The organism is Mesorhizobium sp. WSM4817 (genome assembly GCF_055811135.1).
In genome coordinates this window covers 55,949-71,585 of the sequence record NZ_JBVVQQ010000012.1, presented here as the reverse complement: position 1 = coordinate 71,585, position 15,637 = coordinate 55,949, and the positions used below count along the sequence as shown (strand labels likewise).

At 61.8% G+C, this 15,637-nt stretch carries 14 protein-coding genes; 5 read left to right on the top strand and 9 right to left on the bottom strand.

All coding sequences use genetic code 11. The features are described from left to right. Positions 1-167: 167 nt before the first annotated feature. Positions 168-1,481 carry a 30S ribosomal protein S12 methylthiotransferase RimO gene (rimO, locus tag AC0L2K_RS17735; RefSeq protein ID WP_023801833.1) on the top strand — a complete coding sequence of 438 codons (1,314 nt, stop codon included), beginning with the start codon at positions 168-170 and terminating at the stop codon, positions 1,479-1,481. 172 nt (positions 1,482-1,653) lie between these two features. Here rimO and AC0L2K_RS17730 read toward each other — a convergent pair whose 3' ends face one another. The 8 genes from AC0L2K_RS17730 to AC0L2K_RS17695 all read right to left on the bottom strand — a co-directional run bounded on the left by AC0L2K_RS17730 (position 1,654) and on the right by AC0L2K_RS17695 (position 10,020). Further along, positions 1,654-2,721 carry a BMP family ABC transporter substrate-binding protein gene (locus AC0L2K_RS17730; RefSeq protein WP_023801834.1) on the bottom strand — a complete coding sequence of 356 codons (1,068 nt, stop codon included), beginning with the start codon at positions 2,719-2,721 and terminating at the stop codon, positions 1,654-1,656. A gap of 52 nt (positions 2,722-2,773) precedes the next feature. Then, entirely contained in the window at positions 2,774-3,694 is a 921-nt protein-coding gene (locus tag AC0L2K_RS17725) for an ABC transporter permease (protein WP_031255985.1), read from the bottom strand. Beyond that, positions 3,694-4,806, bottom strand: coding sequence for an ABC transporter permease (locus AC0L2K_RS17720; protein ID WP_128169542.1), 1,113 nt, complete (start codon positions 4,804-4,806; stop codon positions 3,694-3,696). The genes AC0L2K_RS17725 and AC0L2K_RS17720 overlap by 1 nt, the downstream gene beginning before the upstream one ends. After that, positions 4,803-6,380, bottom strand: coding sequence for an ABC transporter ATP-binding protein (locus tag AC0L2K_RS17715; RefSeq protein WP_473531947.1), 1,578 nt, complete (start codon positions 6,378-6,380; stop codon positions 4,803-4,805). Before AC0L2K_RS17715 ends, AC0L2K_RS17720 begins: the two co-directional genes overlap by 4 nt. 229 nt (positions 6,381-6,609) lie before the next feature. Beyond that, on the bottom strand, positions 6,610-7,587 hold the full coding sequence (locus AC0L2K_RS17710) for a quinone oxidoreductase family protein (RefSeq protein ID WP_023801838.1): 978 nt from the start codon (positions 7,585-7,587) through the stop codon (positions 6,610-6,612). A 34-nt stretch (positions 7,588-7,621) separates the two neighbouring features. Further along, positions 7,622-8,458: a phosphatidylcholine synthase gene (gene pcsA, locus AC0L2K_RS17705; RefSeq protein WP_023801839.1), complete on the bottom strand. Its 837-nt coding sequence runs from the start codon at positions 8,456-8,458 to the stop codon at positions 7,622-7,624. Then, positions 8,455-9,069 carry a DUF1326 domain-containing protein gene (locus tag AC0L2K_RS17700; RefSeq protein ID WP_023801840.1) on the bottom strand — a complete coding sequence of 205 codons (615 nt, stop codon included), beginning with the start codon at positions 9,067-9,069 and terminating at the stop codon, positions 8,455-8,457. Before AC0L2K_RS17700 ends, pcsA begins: the two co-directional genes overlap by 4 nt. 12 nt (positions 9,070-9,081) lie before the next feature. Then, a complete protein-coding gene (locus tag AC0L2K_RS17695) occupies positions 9,082-10,020 on the bottom strand; it encodes a DUF2182 domain-containing protein (RefSeq protein WP_287342571.1) in 939 nt (312 codons plus the stop codon). 62 nt (positions 10,021-10,082) lie between these two features. Here AC0L2K_RS17695 and AC0L2K_RS17690 point away from each other — a divergent pair, with 62 nt between their 5' ends. Both AC0L2K_RS17690 and hspQ read left to right on the top strand, forming a co-directional pair. Beyond that, positions 10,083-11,294, top strand: a complete 1,212-nt coding sequence (locus tag AC0L2K_RS17690; protein WP_473531946.1) for a UbiH/UbiF family hydroxylase — start codon at positions 10,083-10,085, stop codon at positions 11,292-11,294. Between the two features lie 200 nt (positions 11,295-11,494). Further along, entirely contained in the window at positions 11,495-11,818 is a 324-nt protein-coding gene (gene hspQ / locus AC0L2K_RS17685) for a heat shock protein HspQ (RefSeq protein WP_023801843.1), read from the top strand. Positions 11,819-11,970: 152 nt separating this feature from the next. On the opposite strand, the gene AC0L2K_RS17680 is transcribed toward hspQ, so the two are convergent. Further along, the gene (locus tag AC0L2K_RS17680; RefSeq protein ID WP_023801844.1) at positions 11,971-12,600 is read right to left on the bottom strand and encodes an invasion associated locus B family protein; all 630 of its coding nucleotides are present in this window, start codon (positions 12,598-12,600) and stop codon (positions 11,971-11,973) included. Between the two features lie 232 nt (positions 12,601-12,832). Between AC0L2K_RS17680 and AC0L2K_RS17675 the strand changes: the two genes are divergently transcribed. Both AC0L2K_RS17675 and AC0L2K_RS17670 read left to right on the top strand, forming a co-directional pair. Continuing rightward, positions 12,833-14,641 (top strand): extracellular solute-binding protein, encoded by a 1,809-nt coding sequence (locus AC0L2K_RS17675; protein WP_473531945.1) that lies wholly within the window; start codon positions 12,833-12,835, stop codon positions 14,639-14,641. Between the two features lie 23 nt (positions 14,642-14,664). Then, positions 14,665-15,345: a DsbA family oxidoreductase gene (locus AC0L2K_RS17670; protein WP_473531944.1), complete on the top strand. Its 681-nt coding sequence runs from the start codon at positions 14,665-14,667 to the stop codon at positions 15,343-15,345. The last annotated feature ends 292 nt before the right edge of the window (positions 15,346-15,637 follow it).

Sequence of the window (15,637 nt, the reverse complement as noted above, 5' to 3'; positions counted from 1 at the left end):
TGCAGGCCCGCCCGAGGCGCCAAGCCATTCCTCGGTTTGCCTGATTGCGGAACTATGCTATTGCGCCGTGCGAATTGAGCTTCTGCGAAAGTTCAAAAGATCAACATGCATCGAGACTTCCGGGCCGGGCCTAAGGGTTTCCGGCCCGCGTCCATTGGAAACCGCAAATGTCTGCCCCTCGCGTCAGTTTCGTCAGCCTTGGATGCCCCAAAGCCCTCGTGGACTCGGAGCGCATCATCACGCGCCTGCGCGCCGAGGGCTATGAGATCGCGCGCAAGCATGACGGCGCCGATCTGGTCGTCGTCAACACCTGCGGCTTTCTCGATTCGGCTCGCGATGAATCGCTCAATGCCATCGGCTCCGCCCTTTCGGAGAACGGCAGGGTCATCGTCACCGGCTGTCTCGGCGCCGAACCGGACGTCATCCGCGAAAAACATCCCAACGTTCTCGCCATCACCGGTCCGCAGGCCTACGAGAGCGTGATGGCCGCGGTGCATGAGGCCGCGCCCCCGAGCCACGATCCCTATGTCGATCTGTTGCCGCCGCAAGGCGTCAAGCTCACGCCGCGCCACTATGCCTATCTCAAGATTTCGGAGGGCTGCAACAACCGCTGCACGTTCTGCATCATCCCGGCGTTGCGCGGCGATCTCGTTTCGCGGCCGGCGGCCGACGTGCTGCGCGAGGCCGAGAAACTGGCCAAGGCCGGCGTCAAGGAAATCCTGGTGATCTCGCAGGACACCAGCGCCTACGGCATCGACATCAAATACCAGACCAGCATGTTCGGCGATCGCGAAGTGCGGGCCAAATTCCTCGATCTGTCGGAGGAACTCGGCAAGCTCGGCGTCTGGGTACGCATGCACTACGTCTATCCCTACCCGCATGTCGCCGATGTCATCCCGCTGATGGCCGAAGGAACGATCCTTCCCTACCTCGACATTCCTTTCCAGCACGCCTCGCCGCGAGTGCTGAAGAACATGCGTCGGCCCGCCCATGGCGAAAAGACGCTCGACCGCATTCGCGGCTGGCGCGAAATCTGTCCGGATCTGGCGATCCGCTCCACCTTCATCGTCGGCTTCCCCGGCGAGACGGACGACGATTTCGAGATGCTGCTCGACTGGCTGGACGAAGCCAGGATCGACCGCGCCGGCTGCTTCAAATACGAGCCGGTCAGGGGCGCCCGCTCCAACGACCTCGGCCTCGAACAGGTACCGCAGGAGATCAAGGAGGCGCGCTGGCACCGTTTCATGCAGCGCCAGCAGAAGATCTCGGCAACGCAACTCGCCAGGAAGGTCGGCAAGCGTCTGCCAGTGCTGATCGACGAGGCGCATGGCACCTCGGCGAAGGGCCGCACCAGATACGACGCACCCGAAATCGACGGCTCGGTGCATATCCAGTCGCGGCGTCCGTTGCGCGCCGGCGATGTCGTGACCGTCAAGATCGACCGTGCCGACGCCTACGATCTTTACGGCTCAGCGGTCTGACCGCATCTCGCCCTACGGCGCCGCGTCCTTTCGGGCGGCAAAGGACGCCGCATAACATCACACCTGATTTTGCGCATGACCCTTCCCGAAATCGATCCCTATTTCGGGCTCTTGCTAAACGAAAGGGCGCCGCGCGGCGCCCTTCCTGTCAAGATTTTGGCCCATCTTGCGCTTACTGCGGCAGCTTGTCGTCGACGCCCTTGACGTAGAAGTTCATGCCGAGCAGCGTCGGGTCGTCGGCGACTTCGCCTTCCTTCAGCCACGGCGTGCCGTCCTGCTTGGCGATCGGGCCGGTGAACGGGTTCCATCCTTCGACGATCTTCTTCTCGGTGGCTTCCGCCATCGCCTTCACGTCGTCGGGCATGTTGGTGTAAGGGGCCATTTTAACGGCGCCGTCCTTGATGCCCAGCCAGACATTGCCGGGTTTCCATGTGCCGTCGAGCGCGGCCTTCACCCGGCCGATATAGTACGGGCCCCAATCGTCGACGATCGAGGTCAACTGCGCCTTGGGGGCGAACTTGATCATGTCCGAAGACTGGCCGAAGCCCTGCAGTCCGCGCTCTTCGGCGACTTGCAGGGCAGCGGTCGAGTCGGTGTGCTGGACGATGATGTCGGCGCCCTGGTCGAACAGAGCCTTGGCGGCATCGGCTTCCTTGCCCGGATCGAACCATGAATTGATCCAGACGATCTTCGCCTTGAAATCCGGCTTGATCGACTGGGCGCCGAGCATGAAGGAATTGATACCCATCACCACTTCGGGAATCGGGAACGAAACGATGTAGCCGGCGACGCCCGACTTCGATTGCTTGGCGGCGATCTGGCCGAGGATGTAGCGGCCTTCGTAGAAGCGTGCGTTGTAGATGCCGAGATTTTCTGATGTCTTGTAGCCGGTCGCGTGTTCGAACATCACGTCGGGGAATTTCTTGGCGACCTTCACTTCGGGGTCCATGAAGCCGAAGGACGTACCGAAAATGATCTTGCATCCTTCGCGCGCCAGGCGCTCGAAGGCACGATCGGCATCGGGACCCTCGGAGACGTTCTCCAGATAAGCGGTTTCGACCTTGTCGCCGAGCGCCTTCTCCACGTCCAGGCGGCCCTGGTCATGCTGGTACGAATAGCCGAAATCACCGATCGGGCCGGTATAGACCCAACAGGCTTTCAGCTTTTCCTGCGCTTCGGCGGTCGCCGCCAGCGACAATGCCGCCGCCGCGGTCATCAGCGCAATAAGCAGTTTTTTCATCGTGTTACCTCTCTGAGTTAAGCCTTGGAGCTTCCCGTTTGTCTTTTTATCGTCAGCGATCCGGAACGAATGGCTGCCCCAAGGAAGCCGGTGTGTTCATCATCGTCAAACGCTTGTTGCGCGAGATTAGAACGAGAACCACGATGGTTGCCAGATAGGGCAATGAAGAAAGCAGTTGCGAGGGAACCGGAATGCCGAAAGCCTGTGCATGAAGCTGGCCGATCCAGACCGCGCCGAAGATATAGGCGCCCGCCAGCACCCGCCATGGCCGCCATGATGCGAACACGACCAGCGCCAGCGCAATCCAGCCGCGCCCGGCGGTCATGTTCTCCACCCATTGCGGCGTATAGACCAGCGACAGGTGGCCCCCGGCAAGGCCCGCACAGGCGCCGCCGAAGATCACTGCCAGATAGCGGTAGCGGATGACCTTGATGCCAAGTGCATGGGCCGATGTGTGGCTGTCGCCGATCGAGCGCAGCGTCAGTCCGGTGCGGGTCTTGAACAGGAACCACATGACGGCGGCGGTCAATGCAATCGAGATGTAGAAGATCGGGTCCTGGCCGAACAGCAACCTGCCGACGACGGGCATCGCTGTCAGGCCGGGAATGTCGAGGTTTGGCAGCCTCGCGCCGGGCTGGCCGACAAAGCTGGTGCCCATCATGCCGGAAAGCCCCAGGCCGAGCAGTGTCAGCGACAGGCCGGTCGCAACCTGGTTGGTGGCCAGCGACAAGGTCATGACGGCGAACAGCAGTGAAAACACCGCACCCAGGGCGATCGCCGCCAACAACCCGATCCATGGCGATCCGGTGAGATAGCCGGCGCCGAAACCGCCGACCGCCCCCATGATCATCATGCCTTCGACGCCGAGATTGAGCACGCCGGAACGTTCGACCACCAGCTCGCCGATCGCCGCGATCAGCAAAGGCGTCGCCGCGGTTGCGATGGTCAAAAGAATGTTGACGGTGATGTCCATCAGCGGGCCTCCTCCAGCTTCGGCGCGGCTTCAAGCGTCGGCGCAGCCAGGCCGATCAGACGAATGCGGTAGTGAATGAGCGTGTCGCAGCCGAGCACGAAGAACAGGAGCATGCCCTGGAACACGCGCGCCACCTTGTCGGAGATGCCGAGCGCGCTTTGCACCGCCTCGCCGCCAAGATAGGTCAGCGCCAGCACCAGGCCCGCCGCGACAATGCCTAATGGATTGAGCCGGCCGAGGAACGCCACGATGATGGCGGCAAAGCCGTAGCCGGGCGAAATCACCGGCTGCAGCTGGCCGATGGCGCCGGAGACTTCCGAGATGCCGGCAAGTCCGGCCAGTGCCCCCGACAGCATGAAGGCGAAGAACACCATCCGGTGGATGCCGAAGCCGGCGAAGCGCCCTGCCCTGGGGCTTGAGCCGAGCACGCGGACCTCAAAGCCTTTCAGCATGCGGCTCATCAGGATCCAGACCAGCACCGCCGCGACCAGCGCGAACACGAAACCCCAATTGGCGCGGCCGGAGGCCGGCATCAGTTCCGGCAATATCGCCGAGTCGTTGAACTGTATCGTCTGCGGGAAATTGAAACCCTTCGGATCGCGCCACGGCCCGCGCACCAGCCAGTCGAGGAACAGCTGCGCGACATAGACCAGCATCAGGCTGGTCAGGATCTCGTTGGTGTTGAAGCGCGCCTTGAGCAGGGCTGGAATGGCGGCGTAGGCGGCACCGCCGACCATGCCGAACAGCAGCATCAGCGGCAGCACCAGCGGCCCTTCAAACTGCGGAAACAGCACCGGAATGCTCGATCCGACGATGCCGCCCAGGATGAACTGGCCTTCCGCGCCGATGTTCCAGATGTTGGCTCTGTAGCAAACCGACAGGCCGACCCCGATCAGGATGAGCGGTGCCGCCTTGATCGCCAGCTCATGCAGCTGCCAGACCTGACTGACAGGCTCGAGGAAGTAGATTTGGAACGCCTTCAAGGGATTGACGCCAAGCAGCGCGAACAGGATGGCGCCGGCAATGATCGTCAGCACGAATGCAATGAAGGGCGACAGCGCCGAGAACAGCATCGAGCGCTGCGGCCGTTTGACGAGTTCGAGGCGCATCATGACGTCTCCAGAGCGTGTTCGGCGTGGCCCGGCTCGGCCCCGCCCATCAGCAGTCCGATCTTTTCGAACGTCGCCTCGGCGATCGGCAAAGGCTTCGACAACTCGCCATTGTGCATCACCGCGATCGCGTCGGATATCTCGAACAATTCGTCGAGATCCTGGCTGATGACCAGCACTGCCGAGCCGCTGCGCGCCAATTCGATAAGCGTCTGCCTGATATGGGCGGCCGCACCGGCGTCGACGCCCCAGGTCGGCTGATTGACGACCATGACGCTTGGCCTGCGGTCGAGTTCGCGGCCGACGATGAATTTCTGCAGGTTGCCGCCTGAAAGCGCTGCCGCCTCCGGGTCCGCAGCGCTCTTGCGCACATCCATCGCCTTGATGATGCGTTGGGCAGCTGCATAGATCGCATCGCTTTTGACCATTCCGCCGGCGCCGACAAAAACCTTGCCGTCGGTGGCATGGCGCGACAGCAGCAGGTTTTCCGAAAGCTTCATGCGCGGTGCTGCACCGTGGCCGAGCCGCTCTTCCGGCACGAAGGCAGCGCCCCTCAGCCGTCTGCCGGTGATGCTGAGGTGGCCGGCGTGCTTGCCACGGACACGCACCGAGGCGGCATCCTGCTGCGGCACCTCACCGGAAACGGATTCGAAGAACTCGCCCTGGCCGTTGCCGGCGACGCCTGCAATGCCGATCACTTCGCCGGCGCGTACGGCCAGGTTGATGTTTCTGAGCGGGATCGAGAACGGCGTTGCGGGCTTGCGGCTGAGCGCGCGGATTTCAAGCAGCGGCTGCGCAGTCTCGATACCCTGGGCCGGCGCGCGCACCACGGCCTGCACGTCGTTGCCGACCATCATGCGCGCCAGCGATGCCGCGGTTTCCTTGCGCGGATTGCAATGGCCAACGACCTTGCCGTGGCGCAGCACGGTAGCGCGGTCGCAGATACGCTTGACCTCTTCCAGCCGGTGCGAAATGTAGAGGATGGACTTTCCTTCCGAGCGCAGCCGTTCGAGCGTCTCGAACAGCTTGTCGGCTTCCTGCGGCGTCAGCACCGAGGTCGGCTCGTCGAGGATGATGAGCTGCGGCGTCTGCAGCAGACAGCGGATGATCTCGATACGCTGGCGCTCACCGACCGAGAGGTCGCCGACCAGCGATTGCGGATCGAGCGGCAGGCCGTAGCTATAGGAAAGCGCCCTCGCCTTCGCGGCGATCGTGCTGATCGGCGAACCGTCGTCCAGCGACAGCGCGATGTTCTCGGCCGCCGTCAGTGCCTCGAACAGCGAAAAATGCTGGAACACCATGCCGATGCCAAGCTTCTTCGCAAAGCCGGGATTGGTGATCGTGACCGCCTGGCCGTTCCAGAAAATCTCGCCCGAATTGGGCTCCAGCGTTCCGAACAGCATTTTGACGAGCGTCGACTTGCCGGCGCCGTTCTCGCCGAGCAACGCATGGATTTCGCCTTTTGCGACGATGAGATCGATATGGTCGCACGCTGTCAGTGTGCCGAACGTCTTGGTAAGGCCACGAACCTCAAGCAGGTTGGCGTCGTCCTGATTTGCACTCACAGTGCCTCCCATCTGGTTTGCCAGATATGTTCTGTGTTCCCGCAGGCATGGTATGCGTGGCCTGCTGTCGTCGCAAAGCGGCACCCGTCTTGAAAGAGCTTCAAGAATTTCAGCGGAAACCTAACGCATCGGCCCGAAAATCGAAATCGATTTTCGGAAAGCACGATGCGCAGATTCAAAATGTCAGAGCGTGCTTTTGTGCGTCCAAGTGGACGCAGGTCGCTCCAAGCGATGGCAAGGCTCAGGGGACAAAAATGGTTGTCCCGGTCGTCCTGCGGCCTTCGAGGTCGGAATGCGCCCTGCCGGCGTCCTGGAGCGCGTAGCGCTGATTGATCTTGATCTTGACCGCGCCGCTGAGCACGATTTCGAACAGCGCGGCGGCTGACGCCTCCAGGTCTTCGCGCCTGGCGTTGTAGACGAACAGTGTTGGACGGGTTGCAAACAGCGAACCTTTCTGCGCCAGCAAGGACATGCTGAACGGCGGGACCGGTCCCGACGATTGGCCGAAGCTGGCGAACATGCCGAGCGGCTTCAGGCAGTCGAGCGAAGCCGGAAAGGTGTCGTTGCCGACCGAATCATAGACGACGTCGCACTTCTTGCCGCCGGTGATGGCGAGGACGCCGGCGACGAAGTCCTGCTCGCGGTAGTTGATGACGTGGTCGAAGCCATGCGCCTTGGCGAGCTCGATCTTGTCGGCGGAGCTGGCGGTGCCGATCACGGTTGCGCCGAGATGCTTGGCCCATTGGCCGAGGATCAGCCCGACGCCGCCGGCCGCCGCGTGAAACAGGATCGTGTCGCCCGCCTTCACCTCGAAGGTACGGCGCAGCAGATATTCCGCCGTCATCCCTTTCAGCATCATGGCGGCCGCCTGTTCGTCGCTGATGCCGTCCGGCACCTTGACGACGCGATCGGCGGCGATCACGCGTTGTTCGGCGTAGGCGCCAGTCGTCACGGCGTAGGCGATGCGATCGCCCGGCTTCAGCCAGTCGACGTCCGCGCCCACTTCCACCACCACCCCGGCCGCCTCGCCGCCGGGTATCAGCGGGAAACCGCCTGGCGGCGGGTAAAGGCCGGAGCGATGATAGACGTCGATGAAATTGAGGCCGATCGCCGTGTGCCTGACCAGGATTTGCCCCGAGCCGGGTTGGCCCGGATCGGCGTCCTCATAGGTCAGGACCTCCGGACCGCCATGGGCGTGGATGCGTATTGCTTTGGACATTGATGAGGCTCTCTTGGGACCAGACTCTATGGGATCAGGTTTTCTTGGCGCCGAGCGTTGGAAAGAGCTGCATGATACCGCCGATGCATGCGAGGTAAAGTCCGGTGACCGTGATGCCGATCTTGGTGAAGACACTCACCTGCTCGCCCAGGACACCGATCTGGTCGTAGAAGGCGGCAAGAGCTGCCTGCGCCAGCGCCAGCGCTCCGAAAGCGCACCATAGCAGCGTCATGCCAAGGTTGATCGGCCGCAGCCGCGCCACCCGCACCGGGTGGATGAAATTGATCGGCACAAAGGTCAGGATGCCGGCCACCACGACCACGGCGAAGGAAACCCATTGTCCCGGCTCGATGACGAACAGCGTGAACACCACCATGTTCCAGACCACGGGAAACCCCTTGAAGAAATTCTCCTTGGTCTTCATCCCGGTGTCGGCATAGTAGATCGCGCTCGACACGACGATGATCGCCGCCGACAGGAACGACAGGCCCTCGCCCATGAAGCCGCGCTGGTAAAGCGCGAAGGCCGGTATCAGCACATAGGTGACGTAATCGATGATGTTGTCGAGGAGTTCGCCCGACCACGTCGGCAGGATTTCCTTGACCTCGAGCTTCCTTGCGATCGGCCCGTCGATGCCGTCGACGAACAGCGCCAGCCCCAGCCACCAGAACATCGCCGTCCAGCGCTGCTCGCTCGCCGCCACCAGCGACAGGAACGCCAGGAACGAGCCTGATGCGGTCAGCAGATGCACCGAAAACGCGCGCGCCTGCGGCCATGTGACTTTCTTCTTCGGCCTCGGAATCTTGTCGGCGATTTTCCTGGCCGTGATTTTTCCGGCCGTGATTTTTCTGGCCGTTGTTTTTTTGCTCACGGGCCCCGCCAGTCCAGCTTGCAGATTTCGGCCGAGCGGCCGGCAAAATTCCAGTTGCGGCCGAAGGCCCGCATCTTGCTCTTGTCGGACCTGGCGACGATGATTTCCGGTGCGATCCAGTACTCCGAATTGCTGATCACCGTATCCTTGTCGCGGTCCTTGCCGGAAATCGGCGTTACGGCTCCATCGATGATCTTCGGGATCTGGAAGATTCGGGTCCTGTCGCGCGTCTCATAGGTGATCGGCGCCTGCTCGACGCCGAGGAACTTTCCGACCAGGATGGAGAGCAGCGAGGTGGTCCCGCCAGCCTTGCCGGTGAAAATCCTGGTCAGCGCCTTTACCGCGTAGACTGAGGCGCGCTTGTCGATGAACAGTCCGGCGGTCCAGTTGCCGCGGCTCATATAGCCGGGGATTTCCATGACCAGCCCAAGATTGAGGCCGGACAGCTCGACCTCGCCGAAATGGCCGGCATCGATGCGGAACCCCGCCCAGGTCTGACAATAGCCCTCGGTCGGCGGATGACTGCCGAGAGAGAGCACGCAAGGACAAAAAACCGTGCAATTGCAGGAGAGCACCAACTCTCCTTTCATTGCCCAGCCTTGATCCGCCATAGAATTCTCTCCCTATGCCGAGACTACTAGCAGGGCGGTTGCCCAGACAAGCAGTATCGCACCGGCGACCCGGGTTGGCAGCCTGCCCGCCGTCTGTTTTTCGATCAAGGTGAACAGGCCGATCAACGCCAACCAGAACACGTTCATCACACCGACGGCGAACATCACCAGCATCAGCGCCCAGCAGCAGCCGAGGCACCAGACGCCCTGCTCCATGCCGAGCCGAAAAATGCGGCCGGGCCTCGCGCTCCAGTTCGAAAACAGGATCGAGAACGGGCTTTTGCATTTTGTCAGGCAGGCTTCCTTCAGGCCGCTGAACTGATAGAGGCCAGCAACCAGAAGCGCAGCCGCTCCTGTCGCTCCGACCACCGGATCGAGCATCTGCACAGATGAGGCGAAGGCGTGAACGATGAGCGTCAGCGCCGCAAACACTGCCGACGCAGCCAACCACACGCTGAGGTAACCGGCGACCAGGATCAGCGGATGGACGACCGCTTCGCCCTTGATCCGCGCGGTATCGGCAATCTCGCAATAGGTGCGGATCATCGGCGCCGCCGAAGGCAGCATGGTGGCGACCGCCATCAGGAACCACATGACGATGAGCGCTCCGGCCTGCGCGCCGACGCCGCCGTCGAGCGGCGCAGGTGCAAGACAAAGGCTGAAGAAGCGCTCGAGAAGATCCGGCAGCGGCAGCCCCGGCAGGTGCCTGAGCATCGTGTCGCCGGGTGCATCCACGCCCGGAACCCGGCTTTCGGCGCCACGTATGGCCATGGCGCCAAGCAACAGCCATGCCAGGACGACGGCTGCGCCCAAAACGATGTTCACCGCCAGTCGAGGATTGCGCGAGACGCTCGCCGCTGCGCGGCCGAAACGGTCGAGATGACTGAAATCATGGTCTTCGGCGGTCATGGCAGTCGAATGGGCCGAATCGCCGCGTTGATCAAGCCGCATGATCTGATCTATATGCTCCTCAGGTCGGACCGACCGCCTCGCATCGCAACCGGGAAGCCGAATTGGACCGTCGGGAAACAGCACGGATACTGGTGGCCGGCAGTGGCCCGGCAGGGCTGATTGCAGCGCTTGGTTTCGCAGACGCCGGCTTTCCCGTGACGCTCGTCGGACCCGAGGCAAATGGCCAGGACGGCCGCACGACGGCCCTGATGAACCCGGCCCTGAAGATCCTCGAGCGGTTGGGCGTCCTCGATGCGGTGAGGTCCCAGGCCGCACCGCTGAGGGTGATGCGCATCGTCGATGCAACCAGCCGGCTGATCCGCAGCCCGGTGGTCATTTTCCGCGCCAGCGAAATCGGCGAGCAGCAGTTCGGGCTGAATTTACCCAATAGTGCGCTCAACCCCGCACTTGCCCGTGTTGTTGCCGCCCATTCCGGCATCGAATGGCGAAAAGCGATGGTGGAGACCTGGCGCCTGGACGGCGACCATGCGCATGCGATCCTGCCTGACGGCAGCGAGATCACGGCATCGCTGGCCGTCGCTGCCGATGGCCGTTTGTCGCCGGCCCGCGAGGCTGCCGGCATCTCGACGTCGGCGCGGTCCTATCTGCAGGCGGCATTGGTTCTCAATTTCGGCCACCGCAGCGACCACTCTTTCACGTCGACCGAGTTCCACACCGAGACCGGCCCGTTCACCCAGGTTCCCCTGCCCGGCAACCGGTCCAGCCTTGTCTGGGTGGTAGAGCCGGAAACGGCGAAGGAACTCGCCGCACTGGACGACGCGGCGCTTTCGATGCGCGTCGAACAGCGGATGCAATCGATGCTGGGCCGGGTTTCCGTCGAACCCGGCCGGCAGATCTACCAGCTTTCCGGCGTGACGCCGCGGTGCTTCGCGCGCAACCGGGTCGCACTTGTCGGCGAAGCCGCCCATGTGTTTCCGCCGATCGGCGCACAAGGTCTCAACCTTGGTATCAGGGATATCGATGATCTGATTGGAATTGCTTGCAAAAAGAGGGATGACCCGGGCGCCGTCAAGGCCCTCGCAGCCTATGATTTCAAGCGCCGGCCCGACATCCTGGCGCGCAGCAATGCGGTCAACCTGCTCAACAAATCGCTGCTCTCGCAGATGCTGCCGGCACAGATGGCGCGCAGTGCTGGCCTTGGCGTGCTCGGCGGATTCGCGCCGCTCCGCGCCTTTTTCATGCGCGAGGGGCTGCGGCCCGGCAGTGGTTTTGCAGCGCTCGCCGGCGGCTTAAGGAAACAGATCCGGCGCTAGCACAGGGCGGGCTGGCCCGTAGCTTGGCGGGGCGTCAAGCGTTCGGCATTGAAATCATGCGGCGTCTGCGTCAAATAGGTCAGGTATCAGCCATAAGTCGGGCTCGATTTTTTGAAGCGTAACGCGTAAATTCAAGGTCTTAGGGAGTCTTTGCGCGTTCCAAGGGCGCGGCACTCTAGGACTTAGTGGTGAGTTCCATGATGAAAACAGCCAAATTCTCGATCGGACAGGTGGTCCGCCACCGGCTGTTTCCGTTCCGCGGCATCATTTTCGATGTCGACCCGCAATTCGCCAATACCGACGAATGGTACGAGGCGATCCCAGCGGATGTGCGGCCGCGCAAGGACCAGCCCTTCTACCACTTGCTCGCCGAGAATTCGGAAACGGAATACATCGCCTATGTGTCTGAGCAGAACCTGCTCGAGGACCGGTCTGGCGAACCGGTGCGGCATCCGGAGATCGGCGAGATGTTCGACAAGAGGCCGGACGGACGCTACGAGCCGAGACGCCAGTCAAGACATTGACCTGACGAAAATTACGGGGACCTGACGAAAATCGCGGAGACCTGACGCGATTGCGGGCCTCATGGGATCAAGAAGAGGCCGGACGGAACAAAAAAGCGGGGCATGACCCGCTTTTTTGTTGGCTTGAGAAATTGTCTTGTTTGCCTCAGGAATCAGTTGGCGGTCTTCGCTTTGTCCTGTTCTTCCTTGAGCTTCTTGGCGAAGTCCTGGTTGTTCTTGGCAACGAAATCCTGAAGCTTCTTCTGCCGATCCTCGATGTCCGACTGCTGCAGCGGCGGCCCGTCGAAGGCGCCGCTGAAGCCGGTCAGAGCGACCTTGATCGGGTTCGGCTGGTTCTGGAAATTGACTGAGGTCAGCGTCAGGTTCGAACCCTTCTTGAAGGAACTGATGAGCTGATCGGTCAGCGGCACTTCCGCCACGCAGCGGTCGGGGAAGCAGATCACATAGTCGAGCTTCTGCGCCTTCGCGGTATCGATCTGGAGGCCAATCCCGGGAGGAATCAGGCGACCGCTCGGAACCGTCACCTGGAACACCTTGCGGTTTACCTTGCCCTTCAATTCGATCAGGCTGACGCCGGTGACGAGCTGGCCGTTGCCGGCGGTGGTGATGTTCTGGACATTGCAGATGTCGACGTCTTCCTGCTTGGTGCAGGCTTTGAACCAGCCCTGCGGAATCTGCTGTTGCTGCTGCGCAAGAGCAGCGGGAAGCTGTGCGCCCAAAAAGCCGACCACTCCAGCGGCCATGACCGACAGGCGGTACGCGTTGCTGTTCAGGCTCGTCATATCGTGCACTTCCTCTCAAATGATCCCGGGACCGGCTTCTTCGCGCCGTGTGGTCCAGCTAACTGTTGCCGAAATGAGGCAACAGAATGACTTCGAACGGCGTGTTACACTGCAAGCGGTGCCGAATCCAGTCCGATACCCGCAATTCTTGAGCTCGCGATTAGCCGGGAGGCGGTCGGCTCATGTTAGGGTGCGCTCCGAATCATCAAGCCGACCCGGTAAGGAGACGGTCATGGGCCGCGTTCTTGTTTGGCTGATCGCCGCGATTATCACCCTTTCGCCCCGGCCGGCCTTGTCGGAGCCGAAACACGCGATCGCCATGCAGGGCGAGCCGGCGCTGCCGGCCGACTATGCGCATTTCAACTACGTCAATCCCGATGCGCCGAAGGGCGGCAGCATCACCTATTGCGTCGTTGGCAGCTTCGACAATCTCAACCCGTTCATCCTGAAGAGCCTGCGCACGACGGCACGCGGCATGATCGACAGGATTTTCGGCAATCTCGTCTTCGAGCCGTTGATGCAGCGCAACGACGATGAGGCCTTCAGTCTTTACGGCCTGCTTGCCGACACTGCCGACATTGATCCGGAGCGCAAGAGCATCGAATTCCACCTCGATCCGAGGGCCAAATGGTCTGATGGTCAACCGGTGACTGCGGAAGACGTGCTGTTCACCTACGACGTCTTTACCGAGAAAGGCCGGCCACCCTACAGCGCCCGCATGAGCATGGTCGCCAAACTGGAAAAGACCGGCGACCGCAGCGTGCGCTTTACATTCAACGACAAGGCTAATCGCGAGACTCCGTTAGTTATCGCGATGACGCCGATCGTGCCGAAGCACGCTTTCGACAAGGCGACCTTCGACAGGACCACGCTGAAACCGGTGATCGGCAGCGGCCCCTACACCGTGGCGCATGTGGCGCCTGGCCAGCGCATCGTGTTCAAGCGCAACCCGAATTATTGGGGCAAGGACATCCCCGCCAAGCGCGGTTTCGACAATTACGACCAGATCACCATCGAATATTTCCTCAACGCCAACGCCAAGCTGGAAGCTTTCAAGAAAGGCATCTGCGCCATCGCTGACGACAGCGATCCGGTCAAGCGCGAGCGCGATCTCGACTTCCCGGCCTTCCACAAGGGCGACGTGATCGCCGAAACGTTCGACACCGGCATCCCGCCAGTGGTGACGGGGTTCCTGTTCAACACGCGGCTGCAGAAGTTTTCCAATCCGGTGGTTCGACGCGCGCTCGGCATGCTCTACGACTTCGAATGGGCCAACAAGAACTTGTTTGGCGGCAAGTACATGCGCACCATGAGCTATTGGCAGAATTCCGAGTTGTCGGCACTCGGCCATCCGGCCGACGACAGGGAAAAGGCGCTCCTGGCGCCCTACCCGGGTCGTGTGCCAGCCGATGTCATGGACGGCACCTGGCGGCCACCTGTCACCGACGGCTCGGGCCAGGACCGCAAGGTGCTGAAAGCCGCCTTCGACATATTCAAAGGCGCGGGCTATGCCTTGCAGGATGGAGTGATGCTCGATCCCGAGGAGAAACCCTTCGGCTTCGAGATCCTGACCGCCTCCCAGAACGAGGAGCGCCTTGCCGCCATCTACCAGCGCACGCTTGCGAAGATCGGCATCGATGTCACCATCCGCAGCCTTGACGGCGACCAGATCCAGTCACGCAAGCAACGTTTCAATTTCGAGGTGCTGATCGGCGCCAGCGGCTTCGAGAACTCGCTGTCGCCGGGCATCGAGCAGTTCGGGCGCTGGGGATCGGCTGCCGCCGAAGGATCGTTCAACCTTGCCGGCGTCGCCGATCCGGCGATTGATGCAGCACTTGAGGCGATTGTCGACGCCCGCAGCCGCGAAGATTATGTTGCCGCCGTCCGGGTCCTCGACAGGTTGTTGATCTCCGGCCACTACATGGTTCCGATGCAGCACAACACGCAGCAATGGCTCGCCTACTGGAGCTATCTGGAACATCCGCGAAAGACCCCCATATCCGGTTATCGACTGCCGACATGGTGGCGCAAGCCGAAGTGACCTCTTCGGAACAGGAGATCAAGATGAGCGACGCGAAGTCGATTACCGTCGATGTGGTCTCCGACGTCGTCTGCCCCTGGTGCTTCATCGGCCAGAAGCGGCTCGACAAAGCGATCGCCGCGGCAAACGAGGTCGAGGTGCATATTCGCTGGCGGCCGTTCCAGCTCGACCCAACCATCCCGCCCGAAGGCAAGGATCGCCGCGAATACATGATGGCCAAATTCGGCAGTGACGAACGCGTCAGCGAGATCCACGCCCGCATCGAGCCATTGGGCGAAGCCGAGGGCATCAATTTCGCCTTCGCCGCCATAAAGGTTGCGCCCAACACGCTGGACGCGCACCGCCTCATCCGTTGGGCTGGTGCCGCCGGCGAGGTCATGCAGAACCGGCTGGTTCGACGTCTGTTCCAGTTGAATTTCGAGGAAGGCGCCAATCTCGGCGAACATGTCGTGCTGATCAACGCCGCCCGCGAGGCCGGCATGGATGCGTCCGTCGTCGAGACGCTTTTGCCGACGGACGCAGATGTCGAGGCGGTGCGCACCGAAATCGCCACCGCATCGAGCATGGGCATCACGGGCGTGCCGTGCTTTCTGCTTGAGGGCAAGTATGCGGTGATGGGCGCGCAAGACGTTGACACGCTCACCGACGCCATTCGCCAGGTTGCGGCGGCGAAGGCGCGGGGCGAGTTGAAGAAAGCGAACTGATAGACGTCCTTCTATAGGCGCGTTTGGCGACATCGCCACAGCAGCCAACGCCCTCCGGGCCAACGCCCTCCGGTCACTTTCCGGCTGTCGCCAGGTCGATTTGGCAACAAAGATGACGGCGCGCTTTGCGTCGATTCGTCTTCCGCAGCATAAAAATCGGCCGATCGATCACGCTCTTCCCATAACAAAACTGTGCAAAAGCTTTCCCTCGGGGAAGATGCTGACGCTTGCACACGTGAATCAGCAACTCATTGATATTAGACGGACAATCGGCGTCGAGGGCGACCTCGCA

What these genes read in the sequence shown, in the direction of transcription:
- AC0L2K_RS17680 (WP_023801844.1), bottom strand. Translation starts at nt 12,600, where the DNA reads ATGACGAGCCTGAACAGCAACGCGTACCGCCTGTCGGTCATGGCCGCT.
- AC0L2K_RS17720 (WP_128169542.1), bottom strand. Translation starts at nt 4,806, where the DNA reads ATGATGCGCCTCGAACTCGTCAAACGGCCGCAGCGCTCGATGCTGTTC.
- AC0L2K_RS17670 (WP_473531944.1), top strand. Translation starts at nt 14,665, where the DNA reads ATGAGCGACGCGAAGTCGATTACCGTCGATGTGGTCTCCGACGTCGTC.
- AC0L2K_RS17675 (WP_473531945.1), top strand. Translation starts at nt 12,833, where the DNA reads ATGGGCCGCGTTCTTGTTTGGCTGATCGCCGCGATTATCACCCTTTCG.
- AC0L2K_RS17700 (WP_023801840.1), bottom strand. Translation starts at nt 9,069, where the DNA reads ATGGCGGATCAAGGCTGGGCAATGAAAGGAGAGTTGGTGCTCTCCTGC.
- AC0L2K_RS17695 (WP_287342571.1), bottom strand. Translation starts at nt 10,020, where the DNA reads ATGCGGCTTGATCAACGCGGCGATTCGGCCCATTCGACTGCCATGACC.
- AC0L2K_RS17715 (WP_473531947.1), bottom strand. Translation starts at nt 6,380, where the DNA reads ATGGGAGGCACTGTGAGTGCAAATCAGGACGACGCCAACCTGCTTGAG.
- hspQ (WP_023801843.1), top strand. Translation starts at nt 11,495, where the DNA reads ATGAAAACAGCCAAATTCTCGATCGGACAGGTGGTCCGCCACCGGCTG.
- rimO (WP_023801833.1), top strand. Translation starts at nt 168, where the DNA reads ATGTCTGCCCCTCGCGTCAGTTTCGTCAGCCTTGGATGCCCCAAAGCC.
- AC0L2K_RS17725 (WP_031255985.1), bottom strand. Translation starts at nt 3,694, where the DNA reads ATGGACATCACCGTCAACATTCTTTTGACCATCGCAACCGCGGCGACG.
- AC0L2K_RS17710 (WP_023801838.1), bottom strand. Translation starts at nt 7,587, where the DNA reads ATGTCCAAAGCAATACGCATCCACGCCCATGGCGGTCCGGAGGTCCTG.
- AC0L2K_RS17730 (WP_023801834.1), bottom strand. Translation starts at nt 2,721, where the DNA reads ATGAAAAAACTGCTTATTGCGCTGATGACCGCGGCGGCGGCATTGTCG.